This window comes from Curtobacterium sp. NPDC089991 (assembly GCF_044748425.1).
Lineage (GTDB): Bacteria > Actinomycetota > Actinomycetes > Actinomycetales > Microbacteriaceae > Curtobacterium.
Genome location: NZ_JBIVGB010000001.1, coordinates 679,845 through 696,363, shown reverse-complemented (window position 1 = coordinate 696,363; position 16,519 = coordinate 679,845). Strand labels below are relative to the sequence as shown.

Sequence of the window (16,519 nt, the reverse complement as noted above, 5' to 3'; positions counted from 1 at the left end):
GGGGCGGGCACGACGAGGCACCCGGCCGGACACGATGCAGGCATCCACTGTAGGCCCCGGCGACGCCCGCGGGCATGCGCGTCCGCGCCCAGCGGAACGGCCCCGGTAGACTCGTCGCCCGTGACCGCGCATCCTCCTGCCCTCGTCCCGCCCGCAGCCGTGCTGTGGGACATGGACGGCACGATCATCGACACCGAGCCGATCTGGCAGCGCTCCCAGGTCGACCTGACGAACCGCTACGGCGCCGAGTGGACCCACGAGGACGGCCTGTCCCTGGTCGGCTCCGGCCTCGAGCGCTCCGGCGAGCTCCTGCGCGCCAGGGGCGTCGACATGGAGGTCGAGGAGATCATCCAGTGGATGACCGACTACGTGATGGAGCACCTGCGCGCGGGTGAGCTGCCGTGGCGCCCGGGTGCCCGCGAACTCGTCGAGGAGCTCCACGCCCGCGGCATCCCCACCGCGCTGGTGACGATGTCCCGTCGCAAGATGGCACTCGTCGCGGCCGAGGCACTGGGCGAGCGCGGGTTCCGCGTCGTCGTGGCCGGTGACGACGTCGACCGTCCGAAGCCGTACCCGGACGCCTACCTCTCCGCCGCCGCCCAGCTCGGGGTCGAGCCGACCGCGTGCGTCGCGATCGAGGACTCCGCCACCGGCGTCGCCTCGGCCGTCGCCTCCGGCGCCGTCACGGTCGCCGTGGAGCACATCGTCCCGCTGTCCGAGATCGCCGGCGGTGACGTGCACCTGACCACCCTGTCGGGTGTCGACGTCGACCGCCTGGTCGAGTTGACGGGGCCGGCGCTGGCCGCGCGCGCTGCCGTGACGGGAGGCCCGGCTCCTGACCCGGCGCACGCTGCGGACACCGAGGGAGTCACCCGATGAGCCACACCGACGACCCGACAGCGGCCCTGCCGCACACCGCCGGTGGCGCACCCCACACGCCGCCGCGTGGCCCGTTCCGGGCCGGCGACCGCGTGCAGCTCACCGGCCCGAAGGGCAAGCTCACGACGCTGTCCCTCGAGACCGCCGGCGAGTACCACACGCACCGCGGAGTGCTCCGGCACGACGACGTCATCGGCCAGCCCGACGGCTCGGTGATCCGGGCCAGCACGGGCGACGAGTACCTGGCGCTCCGTCCGCTGCTCAACGACTACGTGATGTCGATGCCGCGTGGTGCCGCCATCGTCTACCCGAAGGACGCCGCCCAGATCGTGGCGTTCGCGGACGTCTTCCCGGGTGCCCGGGTGGTCGAGGCCGGCGTCGGTTCCGGTGCCCTCTCCCTGTTCCTGCTGCGGGCGATCGGTCCGACGGGGCAGCTGCAGTCCTTCGAGCGTCGCGAGGAGTTCGCCGCGATCGCACAGGGCAACGTCGGCACGTTCCTCGGCGCCGTCCCGGACAACTGGTCGGTGACCGTCGGCGACCTGGTCGAGGAGCTGCCCGGCGCCGTCGACGAGCAGAGTGTCGACCGCGTGGTCCTCGACATGCTCGCGCCGTGGGAGTGCGTCGACGCCGCAGCCGACGCCCTCGTGCCCGGCGGGCTCATCGTCTGCTACGTCGCGACCGTCACCCAGCTGTCCCGCACGGCCGAGGCCCTGCGCGACACCGGCCGCTTCACCGACCCGATGCCGAGCGAGACCCTGGTGCGCACCTGGCACGTCGAGGGGCTCGCCGTCCGACCGGACCACCGCATGGTCGGGCACACCGGGTTCCTCATCACGGCCCGTCGTCTCGCCGACGGCACCGTCCTGCCGAACCTGAAGCGCCGCGCGGGCAAGGTCGAGTTCTCCGACGAGGACATCGAGGCCTGGACCCCCGGCGCCGTGGGCGAGCGCGCGACGAGCGACAAGAAGCTCCGCAAGGTCGCACGGCAGTCGGCGGCGCAGGCCCGCAAGGTCGCCGCTGCCGAGGCCGGGTCCGCCGCCGCCGCCGCCGAGGGGTCCGAACCCGTCAGCGACGCGTCCGAGCCGACCGACGGCGAACGGTAGGCTGACGGTCGTGCCCGTCCTGCATCGAACGGAAAGAGGGTCCGTGCGCACCATCCCCGCACTCCTGGTCACCATCGGTCTCGTGGCGTCGCTCACGGCGTGCGCCTCGAACGGCGCCGGCACCACCCCCTCGAGCTGCGCCGCACCCGGTGCGGCCTCCGAAGCGGTGACCGCCACCGGCGCGTTCGGCAAGGAGCCGAAGGTGTCGATCCCGAGCGGACTCACCACGAAGGGCACGCAGGTCTCCGTCCTGAAGCAGGGCGACGGCCGCACCATCGACGACGGCACCCCGGTCCTGATCGAGTACACGCTCGTCGACGGTGCCACCGGCGAGGTCGCCCAGACCAGCGGGTACTCCGGGCAGACGGCCCCGATCACCGCCGGGGCGAGCAACTACGGCGCCCTCGGCGAGTCGCTCGAGTGCGCGCAGGTCGGCGACCGCCTGGCCGTCGCGCTGCCGAAGAGCGCCCTGAGCAGCTCGGACACCAGCGCGACCACCGACAGCGGCTCGTCGACGAAGACCGAGGACGCCGTCATCGCCGTCATCGACGTCAAGCGGGCCTTCGACGCCCGCGCGACCGGCACTCCGCAGCTCGCCGGCGACAAGATGCCCGCCGTCGTGCTCGCACCGTCCGGTGCCCCCGGCATCACGATCCCGTCGTGGAACGCGCCGAAGTCGAACGAGACGCACCTGCTCCGCAAGGGGTCCGGTCGCGTGCTCACCGCCAAGGACACCGCTGTCATCAAGTACACCGCCGTGACGTGGGGCGCTGACCCGTCCGTGGCCGGCTCCAGCTGGACCGACGGCTCGGGTGCGCAGACCGTGCCGCTCACCAAGGGGCAGGTCGACGAGGGCGTTCGCAACGCCATCGTCGGGCACCACGTCGGCGACCAGGTCCTGGCCGTCGTGAACCAGCAGGGCACCGCCTACGCGTACGTCATCGACGTGCTCGGAGCGATGTCGAGCTGACGCTCCCACACCGTCCACCGACCGCGGCGCGGGTGCACTCCGGTGCACCCGCGCTGCCGTAGGATCGCCTCGTGCCAGCGACCCGTGTGCCCCGTGTGCCCGCAGAGGAGCGGCTGTTCAGCCTCGTGCTCGCGCTGCTCTCGACGGAGTCCGGGCTGACCAAGGCGGAGATCCTGACCAACGTGCAGGGCTACCGCCAGCGGTTCACGCCGGGTGGGGACAACGCCTCGCTCGAGCGGCAGTTCGAGCGTGACAAGGACGACGTCCGCGAGCTCGGCATCCCGCTCGAGACCATCGAGACACCGGGTGCCGCCGGCAACAACCAGACGCTGCGCTACCGGATCCCGAAGGGCGAGTACGACCTGCCCGTCGACGTCCGCTTCACCCCGGACGAGTCCGCCCTGCTGTCGCTGGCCGCCATGGCCTGGCGCGAAGGCGCCCTGTCCGCTGACTCACGTCGCGGGCTGCTGAAGGTGCGGTCCGCGGGCTCCGAGGACGACGACGGCGCACTCCAGCTCGGCGTCGACGCGTACGCCCCGCGACTCCGGGCCCGCGACGCGGCGTTCGAGCCGCTCCGCTCCGCCCTCGACCGCGGTGCCGCCGTCCGGTTCGACTACATCACCCCGGGCCAGCACGAGGCCCGTCGTCGCGAGGTCGCCCCGCTCGCCCTCGTGCAGCACGGCGGCCGCTGGATGCTCGCCGCACACGAGTTCGCCACGGACTCGGACAAGAACTACCTGCTCTCACGCATCGTCGGACCGGTCACGCAGTACGACGTCGGGCAGCACACCGCCCCGGTGGGCGCGGGGGAGCGCACGCTCGCCGAGCTCGAACGGATCTGGTCCGCCCGCACGGCGCGCATCGCGGTGACCCCCGGCTCCGACGCCGAGCGGCGGCTCGCCCGCCGTCGTGACACCGAGACCGACGCCGACGGCGCACTCGTGCTGCACCACGTCGACCCGCAGATCCTGGCCGAGGAACTCGCGGCGTTCGGACCCGAGGTCCGGGTGCTCGAGCCGGAGGACCTGCGGCTGCGCGTCGTCGAGCGGCTCCGTGCGCTCGTGCGCGACCACAGCGACGGAGAGGAGTCCGCCCGTGGCTGACGCCCAACCCCTGCAGGCGCAGGACAAGCTCGCCTTCCTGCTCGCCCTGGTGCCGTACCTGATCGACCGCGAGCGCGTCTCGGTGGCCGAGGCCGCGCGCCACTTCGGCGTCCCCGAGGCCCGCATCCGCCGCGCCGTGGAGCTCATCGCGGTGTCGGGGGTCCCCGGCGAGACGATGCAGTACCAGCACGGCGACCTGTTCGACATCGCCTGGGACGACTTCGACCAGAACGAGATGATCGTCCTGACGAACCTCGTCGCCATCGACGACTCGCCCCGACTGTCCGCGCGAGAAGCTTCTGCGCTCATCGCCGGGCTGCAGTACCTCTCCGCGCTGCCCGAGGCCGCTGACCGCGACGCCATCCGAGCACTCATGGCGAAGCTGTCGCGCGGTGCCGGCGGTGCCGCCTCGACGGTGGCCGTCGGGCAGGACCTGCACGACGTCGCCCTCGCCACGATCCGTCGTGCGATGGCCGGCGGCCGCGGGTTGTCCTTCGAGTACGCCGGTCCGCGCACCCAGGGCGGCACCCGTCGGGTCGACCCGCTGCGCGTCGAGTCGATCGACACGGACTGGTACCTCCGCGCCTGGGACCTCGACCGGCAGGCGCTCCGGACCTTCCGCCTCGACCGGATGTCCGGTGCATGCGTCGACGACCGTGCGGTGGAGAAGTCGGCCGACCAGGTGGTGATCCCGGACACGCTGTTCCAGCAGTCGGCAGAGGACGTCATCGTCACCGTCGAACTCGACTCGTCGTCGCTGCCGCTCGTGGCCGACTTCCTCGCCGACACCGCGGACGCCCCTGACGCCGAGGCACGCGTGCGGATCCGGCTCGCGGCGTCGAACGGCTTCGACGGCGTGGTCCGGCTCGTCGCGGGGCTGCCCGGCCGTGCCGTGGTGCTCGACCCGCCTGCCGCGCGGGACGCGGTGCGGGACTTCGCCGCCGCCGCCCTCGCCGCCGGCTGACGTCGCAGCCCCGTCGCCGACGGACCGCTCCTGCATGTGCGTTCGCACGGAGCGCGCCGAACTGTCGGTCCCCACCCCGTAGGATCGACCCATGGCTTCGACGACCGCGCGCGGGCGAGCGAGGCGGCAAGGGCGCCGTGACAACGACGCCGAAGGCCGCATGTCGCTCGGGCAGCACCTCATCGAGCTGCGCAACCGCCTGTTCCGCGCAGTGATCGCCGTGGTCATCGCCGCGGTCGGTGGATGGTTCCTGACCCCGTTCGTGCTGGACTCGCTCCGGGCACCGGTGGCCGAGCTCGCCAAGGTCGGCGGACACACGGCCGAGCTGAACTTCCCGATGATCACGGGCGCGTTCGACCTCAAGCTGCAGATCGCGATCACGATCGGCATCGTCATCGCCAGCCCGGTGTGGCTCTACCAGATCTGGGCGTTCATCGTGCCCGCCCTGGTCCGGCGCGAGAAGCAGTACGTGTGGGGCTTCCTCGGCACCGCGATCCCGCTGTTCTTCGCCGGGTGCTACTTCGGGTGGTACATCCTGCCCCACGTGGTGGGCATCCTCGGCAGCTTCGTGTCGAGCCAGGACACCTCGATCGTCGACGCGAAGGCGTACTACGACTTCGTCATCAAGCTCATCGTCGCGGTCGGCATCGCGTTCGTGCTGCCGGTCTTCATCGTGCTGCTGAACTTCGTCGGCGTCCTGTCGGCGGCGGCGATCATCAAGTCCTGGCGCATCGCGATCCTGTGCATCCTGGTCTTCTGCGCGATCGTCACGCCGAGCGCCGACGTCATCTCGATGTTCCTGCTGGCCGTCCCGATGGTGGTGCTCTACATCGCCGCGTGCGTCGTGGCCTGGTTCCACGACCGCAGGGTGGCGAAGAAGCAGGCCAAGCTCGACGAAGAGTACGGCCTGTGACGGGCGCGGACCTCAGCGCGGCCGAGCGCTTCGCCGCCGCCAAGGTCCGGAACCGCTCCCGCAACCTGGAGCTGTTCCGCGCCGACCTGCGCTTCGACCTCGACCCGTTCCAGTTCGCCGCGTGCGACGCGCTCGACCAGGGCCGCAGCGTCCTCGTGGCCGCGCCGACCGGTGCGGGCAAGACGATCGTCGCCGAGTTCGCGATCTGGCTGGCGATGCGGCAGCCGACGGCGAAGGTGTTCTACACGACGCCGATGAAGGCCCTGAGCAACCAGAAGTACGCCGAGCTGGTCGAGGTCTACGGCGAGTCCGAGGTGGGCCTGCTCACCGGTGACACGAACGTGAACCCGCGGGCGCGGGTCGTCGTGATGACGACCGAGGTCCTGCGGAACATGATCTACGCCGACTCCGACCTGCTCGACGACCTGGCCTGGGTCGTCCTCGACGAGGTCCACTACCTGGCCGACCGGTTCCGCGGTGCGGTGTGGGAAGAAGTGATCCTGCACCTGCCGACCGAGGTCCGGCTGGTCTCGCTCAGCGCCACGGTCTCCAACGCCGAGGAGTTCGGCGACTGGCTGCAGACGGTCCGCGGCGACACCGACGTCATCGTGTCGGAAGACCGCCCGGTCCCGCTCGAGCAGCACGTCCTGGTCGGTTCGAAGATGGTCGACCTGTTCGACTCCAGCGGTGCGGCGGCGACGAACCGCGTCAACCCGGAACTGCTCCGCATGGTCGGCGGTGCCTCGCGCAGCGAACGGCACGGCGGCGGCCACCGTGGCGGACGAGGGCGTGGGGGATACCACGACCGCCGTGGGCCGCGTACCGAGAAACTGCACCGCGAACGCATCGCGCACATGCTCGACGAGCGGATGCTGCTGCCCGCGATCTTCTTCGTGTTCAGCCGCGCCGGGTGCGACCAGGGCGTCCGCAACGTCCTGCGCTCCGGCCTGTCGCTCACCACGGTCCCGGAGCGCAACGAGATCCGCGAGACCGCGGAGTACCACTGCCGCACCCTGCCGGACGAGGACCTCGCCGTCCTGGGCTACTGGGAGTTCCTCGAGGGCTTGGAGCGCGGTGTCGCCGCGCACCACGCCGGCATGCTCCCCGCGTTCAAGGAGGTGGTCGAGAACCTCTTCCAGCGCAAGCTGCTCAAGGTGGTGTTCGCCACCGAGACCCTCGCGCTCGGTGTGAACATGCCCGCACGCACGGTGGTGCTCGAGAAGCTCGAGAAGTTCAACGGCGAGGCCCGTGTCCCGATCACCCCGGGGGAGTACACCCAGCTCACCGGGCGTGCCGGGCGCCGTGGCATCGACGTCGAGGGGCACTCGGTCATCCAGTGGACCGACGGCCTCGACCCCCAGGCCGTCGCCTCGCTCGCCAGCCGGCGCACCTACCCGCTGAACTCGTCGTTCAAGCCGACCTACAACATGGCCGTCAACCTGATCGACCAGTTCGGGCGGCAGCGCACGCGCGAGGTCCTCGAGACCTCGTTCGCGCAGTTCCAGGCCGACCGGTCCGTGGTCGACCTGGCCCGCAAGGTCCGCTCGCAGCAAGAGTCCCTCGAGGGCTACCGCGAGGCCATGCAGTGCCACCTCGGCGACTTCACCGAGTACTCGACGCTCCGCCGCGAGCTCTCCGACCTCGAGCGCACGAACGTGCCCGGTGGGCGCGAGGCCTCGCACGGCGCACGGCAGGAACGGCAGGCCGCGATCACGGCGGTCCGTCGCCAGATGCAGCGGCACCCGTGCCACGCCTGCCCCGACCGCGAGGCGCACGCTCGATGGGCGGAGCGTTGGTGGAAGCTCAAGCGCGTCAACGACAAGCTGCTCCAGCAGATCCGGTCCCGCACCGGTGCCGTGGCGACCACGTTCGACCGGGTCACCGACGTGCTCCTGCAGCTCGGCTACCTCGTCGACGCCGGCAACGGCGAGGCCACCGTGGCCGCTGGTGGTCGCCGCCTGCAGCGCATCTACGGTGACCGCGACCTGCTCGTCGCCGAGTGCCTCGAGGCGGGCGTCTGGAAGGACCTCACCCCGGCGCAGCTCGCCGCGATGGCCGCCACGATCATCTACCAGCCCCGCCGCGACGACGCCCCCGGCACCGAGCACGCACTGCCGCGCGGCGCGTTCCGTCCGGCGCTCGACGAGACCCTGACGATCTGGTCGCGCCTCGACGACATCGAGCGCGACGCCCGTCTGGCCGGGTCGGTGCCGCCCACCCCGGCGATGGCGGTCGGCATGTTCCGCTGGGCCTCCGGCTCGGCCCTCGACGACGTCCTGCGCACCCTCGACCTGCCCGCCGGCGACTTCGTCCGCTGGTCGAAGCAGGTCATCGACCTGCTCGACCAGATCCGGAACGCCGGTGACGACGACCTCGCCCAGACCGCCCGACGTGCGACCGACGCGGTGCGCCGCGGCATCGTCGCCTACGCCGCGGTCTGACAGGAGACACGGTGCGGGTTCCGGAGACCGGTGTGCGCGGGGTGCCCGCGCGAGTGGGCCGCGGTGCGGTCGCGGACGGCCCGTTCGCGGCGCTCCCGCTGGGCAGCGCGCTGGCCCTGGCCGTCATCGGCGGGCTGCTCTTCGCGCTCGCGTTCCCGTCGCCCGGTTGGTGGTTCCTGGCCTTCCCGGCGCTGGCCTGCATGCTCCTCGCGGCGATGGGGCAACGCGCCCGTAGGGCCGCGTGGCTCGGCTACCTGGCCGGTGCCGCGTTCTGGATCCCGGCCATCTCGTGGGCCGGGCGCTACCTGGGGCCCGTCCCGTGGTTCGCACTGGCGTTGTTGGAGGCGGCGTTCTTCGCGCTCGGCAGCGTCGCGATCGCCCTCGCGTACCGCTGGGTGGCGCGCGTGGTGCCCTCGACCGCCGGACGCGTGTGGGGCCTCCCGGCCGTGGTCGCCGCACTGTGGACCGGACGCGAGTGGTTCTCGGGGAGCTGGCCGTACGGCGGTTTCGCCTGGGGGCGCGTCGGCCTGTCGCAGTCGCAGGGGCCGTTCACCCACCTCGCGGCGTACGTCGGCGTCCTCGGGGTGACGTTCGTGGTCGTCTACTGCGTCGCGGTGGTCGTGTCGCTCGCCCTCGTGACCCCGCGGGTGCCGGGCGCGACCCTGCGGCTGCCGGTCCGTGTCGCGACCGCCGGGCTGCTCGTCGCCGCCGTGCTGGCGGTGCCGGCCTGGCCGACCGCGACCTCCGGCACCATCCGGATCGAGTCGGTGCAGGGCAACGGGCCGGCCGGGTACTTCGACCGTGCTGCGCCGGGCGAGGTCCTGGCGGCGCAGGTCGCGGCGACCGACGTCGATGCGAAGGGCGTCGACCTCGTCGTGTGGCCCGAGGCCTCCGCCGAGTTCGACCCGCGCCAGCAGCCCGTGATCGCATCGTCGCTCGACGCCGTCGTCGACTCGGTCGGTGCGCCGCTGGTCGCCGGAGCGATCACGCAGACGCCGTCCGGGGTGCTGCACAACACGTCGTTCGTGTGGACCGCCGACGGCTGGCAGTCGTCCTACGACAAGAAGCGCCCGGTGCCCTTCGGCGAGTACGTGCCGGACCGGTGGTTCTTCTCGAAGCTCGCGCCGTCCCTGATCGGCCTGCTGCAGCGCGACTACACGCCGGGGACGAAGCCGAACGTCCTGCCGGTGGCGGGGATCGAGGCGGGCATCGCGATCTGCTTCGACATCGTCGACGACGGGCTGACCCGCGACATGGTGCGCGGGGGAGCGCAGGTGATCCTCGCGCAGACGAACAACGCGGACTTCTCCGGCACCGACGAGAACCTGCAGCAGCTCGAGATCGCACGGATGCGGGCGATCGAGACCGGTCGGTCCCTCGTCAACATCTCGACCGTCGGCGCCTCGCAGGTCATCGACCCGTCCGGACGCACCATCGACCGGGTCCCCGAGTACACCGCGACCTCGATGGTGACCGACGTGCCGCTCGGCACCTCGACGACCCCGGCGTCGCTTGCTTCGGGGTCGATCGCGTTGTTCCTGTCGCTCGGCGGGCTCCTCGTGCTGCTCGCCTGTGCACCGTGGGGACGCCGCAAGCGCTCCTGATCCGCCGCCGCGTCCCTGTCCGTCCGAGGCTGTGATCCTGTGCATCGGGGCCACGCACTGGGAACGGACTGTGAATGCGCCCAGTCGGGAACGACGGGGCGTGGGACAGTGTTGTGGAGGGCAGACGAGCGAGAGGAGCACACACATGGCTGATCGGAGTCTCCGCGGCATGCGGCTCGGGAGTCAGAGTCTCCAGAGCGAAGAGGGCGTCGAGCTCTCGGACCGCAAGCGCGCGGTCTACCAGACGGATTCGGGGGAGACCTTCGACATCGTCTTCTCCGCTGACGCAGACGTGCCCCAGACCTGGTCGGAGCCACGCTCCGGCCGCGAAGGCCGCCTGCTCGGTGACGACGGCATCCCCGTCGAGGTCGCAGCAGAGGACGTCAAGGCGCCCCGTACCCACTGGGACATGCTGCTCGAGCGTCGCTCGCGCGAGGAACTCGAGGAGCTCCTCGAAGAGCGCCTGCAGGTCCTCCGTGCACGACGCGGTGCCTGACACCACCACCTGACGAACGACGATGCCCGCCCCGGTTCCCCGGGGCGGGCATCGTCGTTCGTGGTGGTGCGGGTCAGCGTCGGCCGGAGCCGTCGCTGGTGCGGTGCCCCGACGCTTCGTCGTTCGGGTGCTGCGCGGCGTCGGCCTGCGGAGCCGGCGCGTCGTCGACCTTCTCGGCGGTCGCGTCGTCGGCGGCTGCGAGGTGCGCGTCGACGCTCCGGTTCGACTCGGCCAGTCGTGCGTCGAGGTCGGACTCGGGGACGATGTCCGCGGCGGTCGCGTCCGCACGCGGCATGGTCGTGCCGGCGGACCCGGCAGCGGCGGTGTTCGCCAGGCTCTCGTTCGCGAGCTTGGAGATGCGGGAGAGGAAGTCCCCGCCCGAACCGGCGCCGGCGACCGGGCCGCTGCCGCTCCGTCCGCCGGAGAAGCCCTTCGCGATGCCGGACAGCGCCTCGGTGAACTCGCTCGGGATCATCCAGAGCTTGTTCGCGGTGCCCTCGGCGATCTTCGGGAGCATCTGCAGGTACTGGTACGAGAGCAGCTTGTCGTCGGGGTCACCGGTGTGGATGGCCTCGAAGACCGTGGCGATGGCGGAGGCTTCACCCTCGGCGCGGAGCACCTGGGCCTTGGCGTCACCCTCGGCCGCGAGGATGGCGGCCTGCCGCTGCCCCTCGGCCTCGAGGATCTGCGACTGCTTGGTGCCCTCGGCCTGCAGGATCGCGGCACGACGGCTCCGCTCGGCACGCAGCTGCTGCTCCATGGCGTCCTGGATGGACACGGGCGGCTCGATCGCCTTGAGCTCGACACGGCCGACGCGGATGCCCCACTTGCCGGTCGCTTCGTCGAGCACGACGCGGAGCTGACCGTTGATGTTGTCGCGGCTGGTCAGGGCCTCTTCGAGGTTGAGGCCACCGACGACGTTGCGGAGCGTGGTGGTGGTGAGCTGCTCGACGGCGCCGAGGTAGTTCGCGATCTCGTAGGTCGCCGCGCGGGCGTCGGTGACCTGGAAGTACACGACGGTGTCGATGGAGACCACGAGGTTGTCCTCGGTGATCACCGGCTGCGGCGGGAACGACACGACCTGCTCACGCATGTCGAGCAGGGGCCGCAGGCGGTCGATGAACGGCACGAGCAGGTTCAGGCCCGGCGAGAGCGTCTTGTGGTACTTGCCGAGGCGTTCCACGATGCCCGCGGTGGCCTGCGGGACGATGCGGATCGCCTTGGCCAGGACGACGATCACGAAGATGACGACGACGAGGATCAGGACGAGCAGTGCGATCGTCCCGGGTGTGATGGTCACGAGGTGGCCCTTTCTGCGAGGCGCACGACCGCGGTCGACCCCTCGATCGACTCGACGACCACGGGGGTGCCGAGTGGCGGTGTGCGGTCGATGGCGCCCACGGCGAACCGTGCGCTCCAGGTCTCGCCGTTGGCCAGGCGGACCTGACCGGGAGCAGATGATGTGAACGCGACGGCGACGGTGCCGGGGAGCCCGATGAGCCCCTCGATGTTCGTGCGGTGCGGGTCGGCGCCTCGGCCGAGCATGAGCAGCAGGCGCGGTCGCACGAGCGACAGCAGCACGAGCGCGAGCACGGCGGAGATGATGGCGGACAGCCACCACGGGGCGCCGAGCAGGGCAGCGATCAACCCACCGGCGGCTCCGGCCGCGAGCATGATGAAGATGAAGTCGAGGGTGAAGATCTCGACCACTCCCAGCAGCAACACGAGTCCGATCCAGACGATGGTCTGGATCCAATCGATTCCGTTCACGCGATCTCCCTCCCTCGGTCGCGCGCCGTGGCTCGCAGCGTCGCGACGGCCGGTACAACTCCGTTCAACATATCAGGAGGGTCGGTCGGCCGTGCAGGCGATTGGTAGGCTCGGTGCGGCCGACCGGCCGGAACACGACCTGGAGAACACGACTGTGAGCAACCCCCTCGCCCCCGGATCCCTCACCGACACGCGCGCCGTCGTCACCGGCTCGTCGCGCGGCATCGGCGCCGACACCGTCGGGTACCTGGCCGAGGCCGGCGCCAAGGTCGTCGTGAACTACCGCAACAAGGCCAAGCGCGCCGAGCAGATCGCCGAGAAGGTCGTCGCAGCCGGTGGCTCCGCCCTGGCGATCGGCGCCGACCTCACCGAGCACGAGTCGGTGCAGGCGCTCGTCGACACCGTCGTGCAGGAGTGGGGCGGCATCGACCTGCTCGTCCTGAACGCCTCGGGCGGCATGGAGTCCGGCCTCGGCGAGGACTACGCGCTCCGCCTGAACCGCGACGCGCAGGTCGACATGCTCCAGACCGCCGTGCCGCACATGCCCGCCGGGTCGCGCGTCGTCTTCGTCACGAGCCACCAGGCCCACTTCGTCGAGACCGCCGAGACGATGGACGAGTACGTCCCCGTCGCCAAGAGCAAGCGCGCCGGCGAACTCGCCCTGCGCGAGCTCGTCCCGCAGCTCGAGGCCGCGGGCATCGAGTTCGTCGTCGTCTCCGGCGACATGATCGAGGGCACGATCACCGCCACCCTGCTGAACCGCCTGAACCCCGGCGCGATCGAGGGGCGTCGGCAGGAGGTCGGCAAGCTCTACAGCGTGTCGGAGTTCGCGGCCGAGATCGCCCTCGCCGCGATCGAGCCGATCCCCGCCGACCACACCAAGCTCGTCGGCGACGTCAGCGGCTTCGTCGGCTAGCGTCGGGCGGGTGACTGCCAAGCCCGGCCTGCGCCGAACCTCCCGCATCATCCTGCTCGACCCCGAGGGTCGCGTGTTCCTGATGGACACGAACTCGCCGTCGTCGGACGGCGCGCACAGGTGGATCACGCCGGGTGGCGGGGTCGACCCCGGCGAGGACCACCGCGACGCGGCGATCCGCGAGCTTCGCGAGGAGACCGGCATCGTCATCGACGATCCGGGCGAGTCCGTGTGGTCATGGGACTTCACCGTCGAGTGGGACCTCGCCGACCACGACCGCGGCCACAGCGAGTTCTACGTCGTGCGCACCCCGGGTTTCGAGTTGTCGGACGCCGAGTGGACGGACGACGAGCGGGTCGACATCCTCGCGTCGCGCTGGTGGACCGCCGACGAGCTCGACGCCACCGATGAACCGTTCGAACCGGCGGAGCTGCCGGAGCTGGTGCGTCGGTTCGCTGCCGCCTGACTCGGCCGTCGTCTGACCCGGCCGTCGTCTGCACGGTGCCGGGTCCGTCGGTCGGTGCGGGGTTGGTGGCGTGGCGCGCGCTTGTGGCGCTGCACGGTGCGCGGAAACGCGCACGGGGTGAGAAAGAGCGCACGGTGCTGACGGGAGGCACGGTGCGGGCGTGACCCGTGCCTCCCGTCCGGTGGTGGGTCGAGTCCACCGCACGGTGCCTGGTCCGTTGGCCGGTGCGGGGTTGGTGGTGTGGTGCGCGCTTGTGGCGCTGCACGGTGCGTGGAACCGCGCACGGGGTGAGAAGGTGCGCACGGTGCTGACGGGAGGCGCGGTGCGGGCGTGACCCGTGCCTCCCGTCCGGTGGTGGGGTGCGTCCACCGCACGGTGCCGGGTTGTCTTGTCGGTGTCGGTACCCGTCGGTACGCTGATCGACATGCATACCAGTTCCGGCGACGACGGCGTTCCGAGCCGGAGCGTGCACGCCGCTGACGGCCACGATCGGATCCGCGTGCGCGGTGCCCGCGCCAACAACCTGCAGGGGATCGACGTCGACCTGCCGAAGCGTCGACTCACGGTGTTCACCGGTGTGTCCGGGTCCGGCAAGAGCTCGCTCGTGTTCGGCACCGTCGCCGCCGAGTCGCAGCGGATGATCAACGAGACGTACAGCGCCTTCGTGCAGGGCTTCATGCCGTCGCTCGCACGACCCGACGTCGACCTGCTCGACGGCCTGACCACCGCGATCGTCGTCGACCAGGAGCGCATCGGCGCCGACCCGCGGTCGACCGTCGGCACCGCCACCGATGCGAACGCGATGCTGCGCGTGCTCTTCAGCCGTCTGGGCGACCCGCACGTGGGTGGTCCGAACGCGTTCTCGTTCAACCTGGCGACGGTCACCGCCGGGGGAGCGATCACGGTGCAGAAGGGCAAGGACGCCAAGGCCGAGAAGGTCTCGTTCACCCGGCTCGGTGGCATGTGCGCCGACTGCGAGGGGCGCGGGCTGGTCAACGACATCGACCTGACGCAGCTGTTCGACGACTCGAAGGCGCTCGGCGACGGGGCGATCACGATCCCCGGCTACGGCACCGACGGGTGGAACGTCCGGATGTACGCGGAGTCCGGGTACTTCGACAAGGACACCCCGATCCGCGACTTCACCGAGCAGGAACGCGCCGACTTCCTCTACCGCGAGCCCACGAAGCAGAAGATCGCCGGCATCAACATGACGTACGAGGGGCTCGTCCCCCGAGTGCGGCGTTCGATGCTGCAGAAGGACCGCGAGGCGATGCAGCCGCACATCCGCGCCTTCGTCGACCGTGCGGTGACCTTCACGACGTGCCCGGCGTGCGGTGGTACCCGGCTGAACGACGTCGCCCGCTCGTCGAAGATCAGCGGGAAGAGCATCGCCGATGTCTGCTCGATGCAGATCACCGACGTCGTGCCGTGGCTGCGGGCCATCGACGACCCCGGCGTCGCGCCGCTGCTCGACGGCCTCCGCGACCTGCTCGAGTCGTTCGTCGAGATCGGTCTCGGCTACCTCTCGCTCGACCGCCCGACCGGCACACTGTCCGGGGGAGAGGGGCAGCGGGTCAAGATGGTGAAGCACCTCGGGTCATCCCTCAGCGACGTCACGTACGTCTTCGACGAGCCGAGCACCGGGTTGCACCCGCACGACATCGAGCGGATGAACGGCCTGCTGCTGCGGCTGCGTGACAAGGGGAACACCGTGCTCGTGGTCGAGCACAAGCCCGAGGTCATCGCGATCGCCGACCACGTCGTCGACCTCGGCCCGGGCGCCGGCTCCGGCGGCGGGACGCTCTGCTACCAGGGCCCGGTGCAGGGGCTGCGGGGGAGCGGGACCATCACCGGTCAGCACCTCGACGACCGCGTCTCGGTGAAGACCGCCGTCCGCCGGTCCGACGGGGCGATCGCGATCCGCGGTGCGTCGGCGCACAACCTGCACGACGTCGACGTGGACGTCCCCACCGGGGTGCTCACCGTTGTGACGGGGGTCGCCGGATCCGGCAAGAGCACGCTGATCCCCGGTTCGCTCGCGCATCGCGAGGGTGTCGTGGCCATCGACCAGAGCGGGATCCGCGGCTCCCGACGCAGCAACCCGGCGACCTACACCGGGCTGCTCGAACCCATCCGCAAGGCGTTCGCGAAGGCCAACGGCGTGAAGCCCGCGCTGTTCAGCGCGAACTCCGAGGGTGCGTGCCCCGCGTGCAACGGCGCCGGTGTCGTGTACACCGACCTCGGGATGATGGCGGGCATCGCCACCCCGTGCGTGGAGTGCGACGGCAAACGGTTCGACCAGTCGGTGCTCGGCTACCAGCTCGGCGGCAAGGACATCAGCCAGGTCCTGGGCATGTCCGTCGCTGAGGCCGTGGCGTTCTTCGCCGATGGTCCTGCCGCGCTGCCTGCTGCGCACACGATCCTGGCGCGCCTGGCCGACGTCGGACTCGGGTACCTGACCATCGGGCAGCCGCTCACGACGCTGTCGGGCGGAGAACGGCAGCGGCTCAAGCTGGCGACCCACCTCGGCGAGCGTGGCGGCATCGTCGTGCTCGACGAACCGACCACCGGACTGCACCTGGCGGACGTCGCCCAGCTGCTCGGGCTGCTCGACCGCTTGGTGGACTCGGGCAAGACCGTCGTGGTGATCGAGCACCACCAGGCCGTGATGGCGCACGCCGACTGGATCATCGACCTCGGGCCCGGCGCGGGGCACGACGGCGGCCGGATCGTGTTCGAGGGCACGCCCGCCGACCTCGTCGCAGCCCGCTCGACACTGACCGGCCAGCACCTGGCGACCTACGTCGGCGCCTGAAGCAGGGGACAGGTTCGTGCACGGAACCTGAACGTTGCCGGTGCGATTCGGATAGCGTTTGATCGACGCTCACGAT

Annotated in this window: 14 protein-coding genes; 12 read left to right on the top strand and 2 right to left on the bottom strand. The window is 71.0% G+C overall.

The window, feature by feature from the left end; genetic code table 11:
- Nucleotides 1–120: 120 nt before the first annotated feature.
- The 9 genes from ACIPV1_RS03375 to ACIPV1_RS03335 all read left to right on the top strand — a co-directional run bounded on the left by ACIPV1_RS03375 (nucleotide 121) and on the right by ACIPV1_RS03335 (nucleotide 10,473).
- On the top strand, nucleotides 121–879 hold the full coding sequence (locus ACIPV1_RS03375) for an HAD family phosphatase (protein ID WP_260154738.1): 759 nt from the start codon (nucleotides 121–123) through the stop codon (nucleotides 877–879).
- Complete coding sequence (locus ACIPV1_RS03370) at nucleotides 876–1,982, top strand: tRNA (adenine-N1)-methyltransferase (protein ID WP_235035825.1); 1,107 nt, start codon at nucleotides 876–878, stop codon at nucleotides 1,980–1,982. The genes ACIPV1_RS03375 and ACIPV1_RS03370 overlap by 4 nt, the downstream gene beginning before the upstream one ends.
- A gap of 43 nt (nucleotides 1,983–2,025) precedes the next feature.
- Nucleotides 2,026–2,952 carry a hypothetical protein gene (locus tag ACIPV1_RS03365; protein ID WP_123937902.1) on the top strand — a complete coding sequence of 309 codons (927 nt, stop codon included), beginning with the start codon at nucleotides 2,026–2,028 and terminating at the stop codon, nucleotides 2,950–2,952.
- Between the two features lie 71 nt (nucleotides 2,953–3,023).
- Complete coding sequence (locus ACIPV1_RS03360; protein ID WP_111084001.1) at nucleotides 3,024–4,055, top strand: YafY family protein; 1,032 nt, start codon at nucleotides 3,024–3,026, stop codon at nucleotides 4,053–4,055.
- Entirely contained in the window at nucleotides 4,048–5,019 is a 972-nt protein-coding gene (locus ACIPV1_RS03355) for a helix-turn-helix transcriptional regulator (protein ID WP_402725760.1), read from the top strand. Before ACIPV1_RS03360 ends, ACIPV1_RS03355 begins: the two co-directional genes overlap by 8 nt.
- Nucleotides 5,020–5,179: 160 nt before the next feature.
- A complete protein-coding gene (gene tatC / locus ACIPV1_RS03350; protein ID WP_111084003.1) occupies nucleotides 5,180–5,932 on the top strand; it encodes a twin-arginine translocase subunit TatC in 753 nt (250 codons plus the stop codon).
- A complete protein-coding gene (locus ACIPV1_RS03345; protein ID WP_123294401.1) occupies nucleotides 5,929–8,373 on the top strand; it encodes an RNA helicase in 2,445 nt (814 codons plus the stop codon). The genes tatC and ACIPV1_RS03345 overlap by 4 nt, the downstream gene beginning before the upstream one ends.
- 11 nt (nucleotides 8,374–8,384) lie before the next feature.
- Nucleotides 8,385–9,977, top strand: coding sequence for an apolipoprotein N-acyltransferase (gene lnt, locus ACIPV1_RS03340; RefSeq protein ID WP_260154740.1), 1,593 nt, complete (start codon nucleotides 8,385–8,387; stop codon nucleotides 9,975–9,977).
- 145 nt (nucleotides 9,978–10,122) lie between these two features.
- Entirely contained in the window at nucleotides 10,123–10,473 is a 351-nt protein-coding gene (locus tag ACIPV1_RS03335; RefSeq protein WP_111084006.1) for an RNA polymerase-binding protein RbpA, read from the top strand.
- Between the two features lie 73 nt (nucleotides 10,474–10,546).
- Here ACIPV1_RS03335 and ACIPV1_RS03330 read toward each other — a convergent pair whose 3' ends face one another.
- Nucleotides 10,547–11,773 (bottom strand): SPFH domain-containing protein, encoded by a 1,227-nt coding sequence (locus ACIPV1_RS03330; RefSeq protein ID WP_123339650.1) that lies wholly within the window; start codon nucleotides 11,771–11,773, stop codon nucleotides 10,547–10,549.
- Complete coding sequence (locus tag ACIPV1_RS03325; RefSeq protein WP_235035827.1) at nucleotides 11,770–12,243, bottom strand: NfeD family protein; 474 nt, start codon at nucleotides 12,241–12,243, stop codon at nucleotides 11,770–11,772. The genes ACIPV1_RS03330 and ACIPV1_RS03325 overlap by 4 nt, the downstream gene beginning before the upstream one ends.
- Nucleotides 12,244–12,397: 154 nt before the next feature.
- Here ACIPV1_RS03325 and ACIPV1_RS03320 point away from each other — a divergent pair, with 154 nt between their 5' ends.
- The 3 genes from ACIPV1_RS03320 to ACIPV1_RS03310 all read left to right on the top strand — a co-directional run bounded on the left by ACIPV1_RS03320 (nucleotide 12,398) and on the right by ACIPV1_RS03310 (nucleotide 16,443).
- Nucleotides 12,398–13,159, top strand: coding sequence for an SDR family oxidoreductase (locus ACIPV1_RS03320; RefSeq protein WP_123937907.1), 762 nt, complete (start codon nucleotides 12,398–12,400; stop codon nucleotides 13,157–13,159).
- A 10-nt stretch (nucleotides 13,160–13,169) separates the two neighbouring features.
- On the top strand, nucleotides 13,170–13,625 hold the full coding sequence (locus tag ACIPV1_RS03315; RefSeq protein WP_123294404.1) for an NUDIX hydrolase: 456 nt from the start codon (nucleotides 13,170–13,172) through the stop codon (nucleotides 13,623–13,625).
- 424 nt (nucleotides 13,626–14,049) lie between these two features.
- Nucleotides 14,050–16,443 (top strand): excinuclease ABC subunit UvrA, encoded by a 2,394-nt coding sequence (locus ACIPV1_RS03310; protein ID WP_123937910.1) that lies wholly within the window; start codon nucleotides 14,050–14,052, stop codon nucleotides 16,441–16,443.
- Nucleotides 16,444–16,519: the final 76 nt, after the last annotated feature.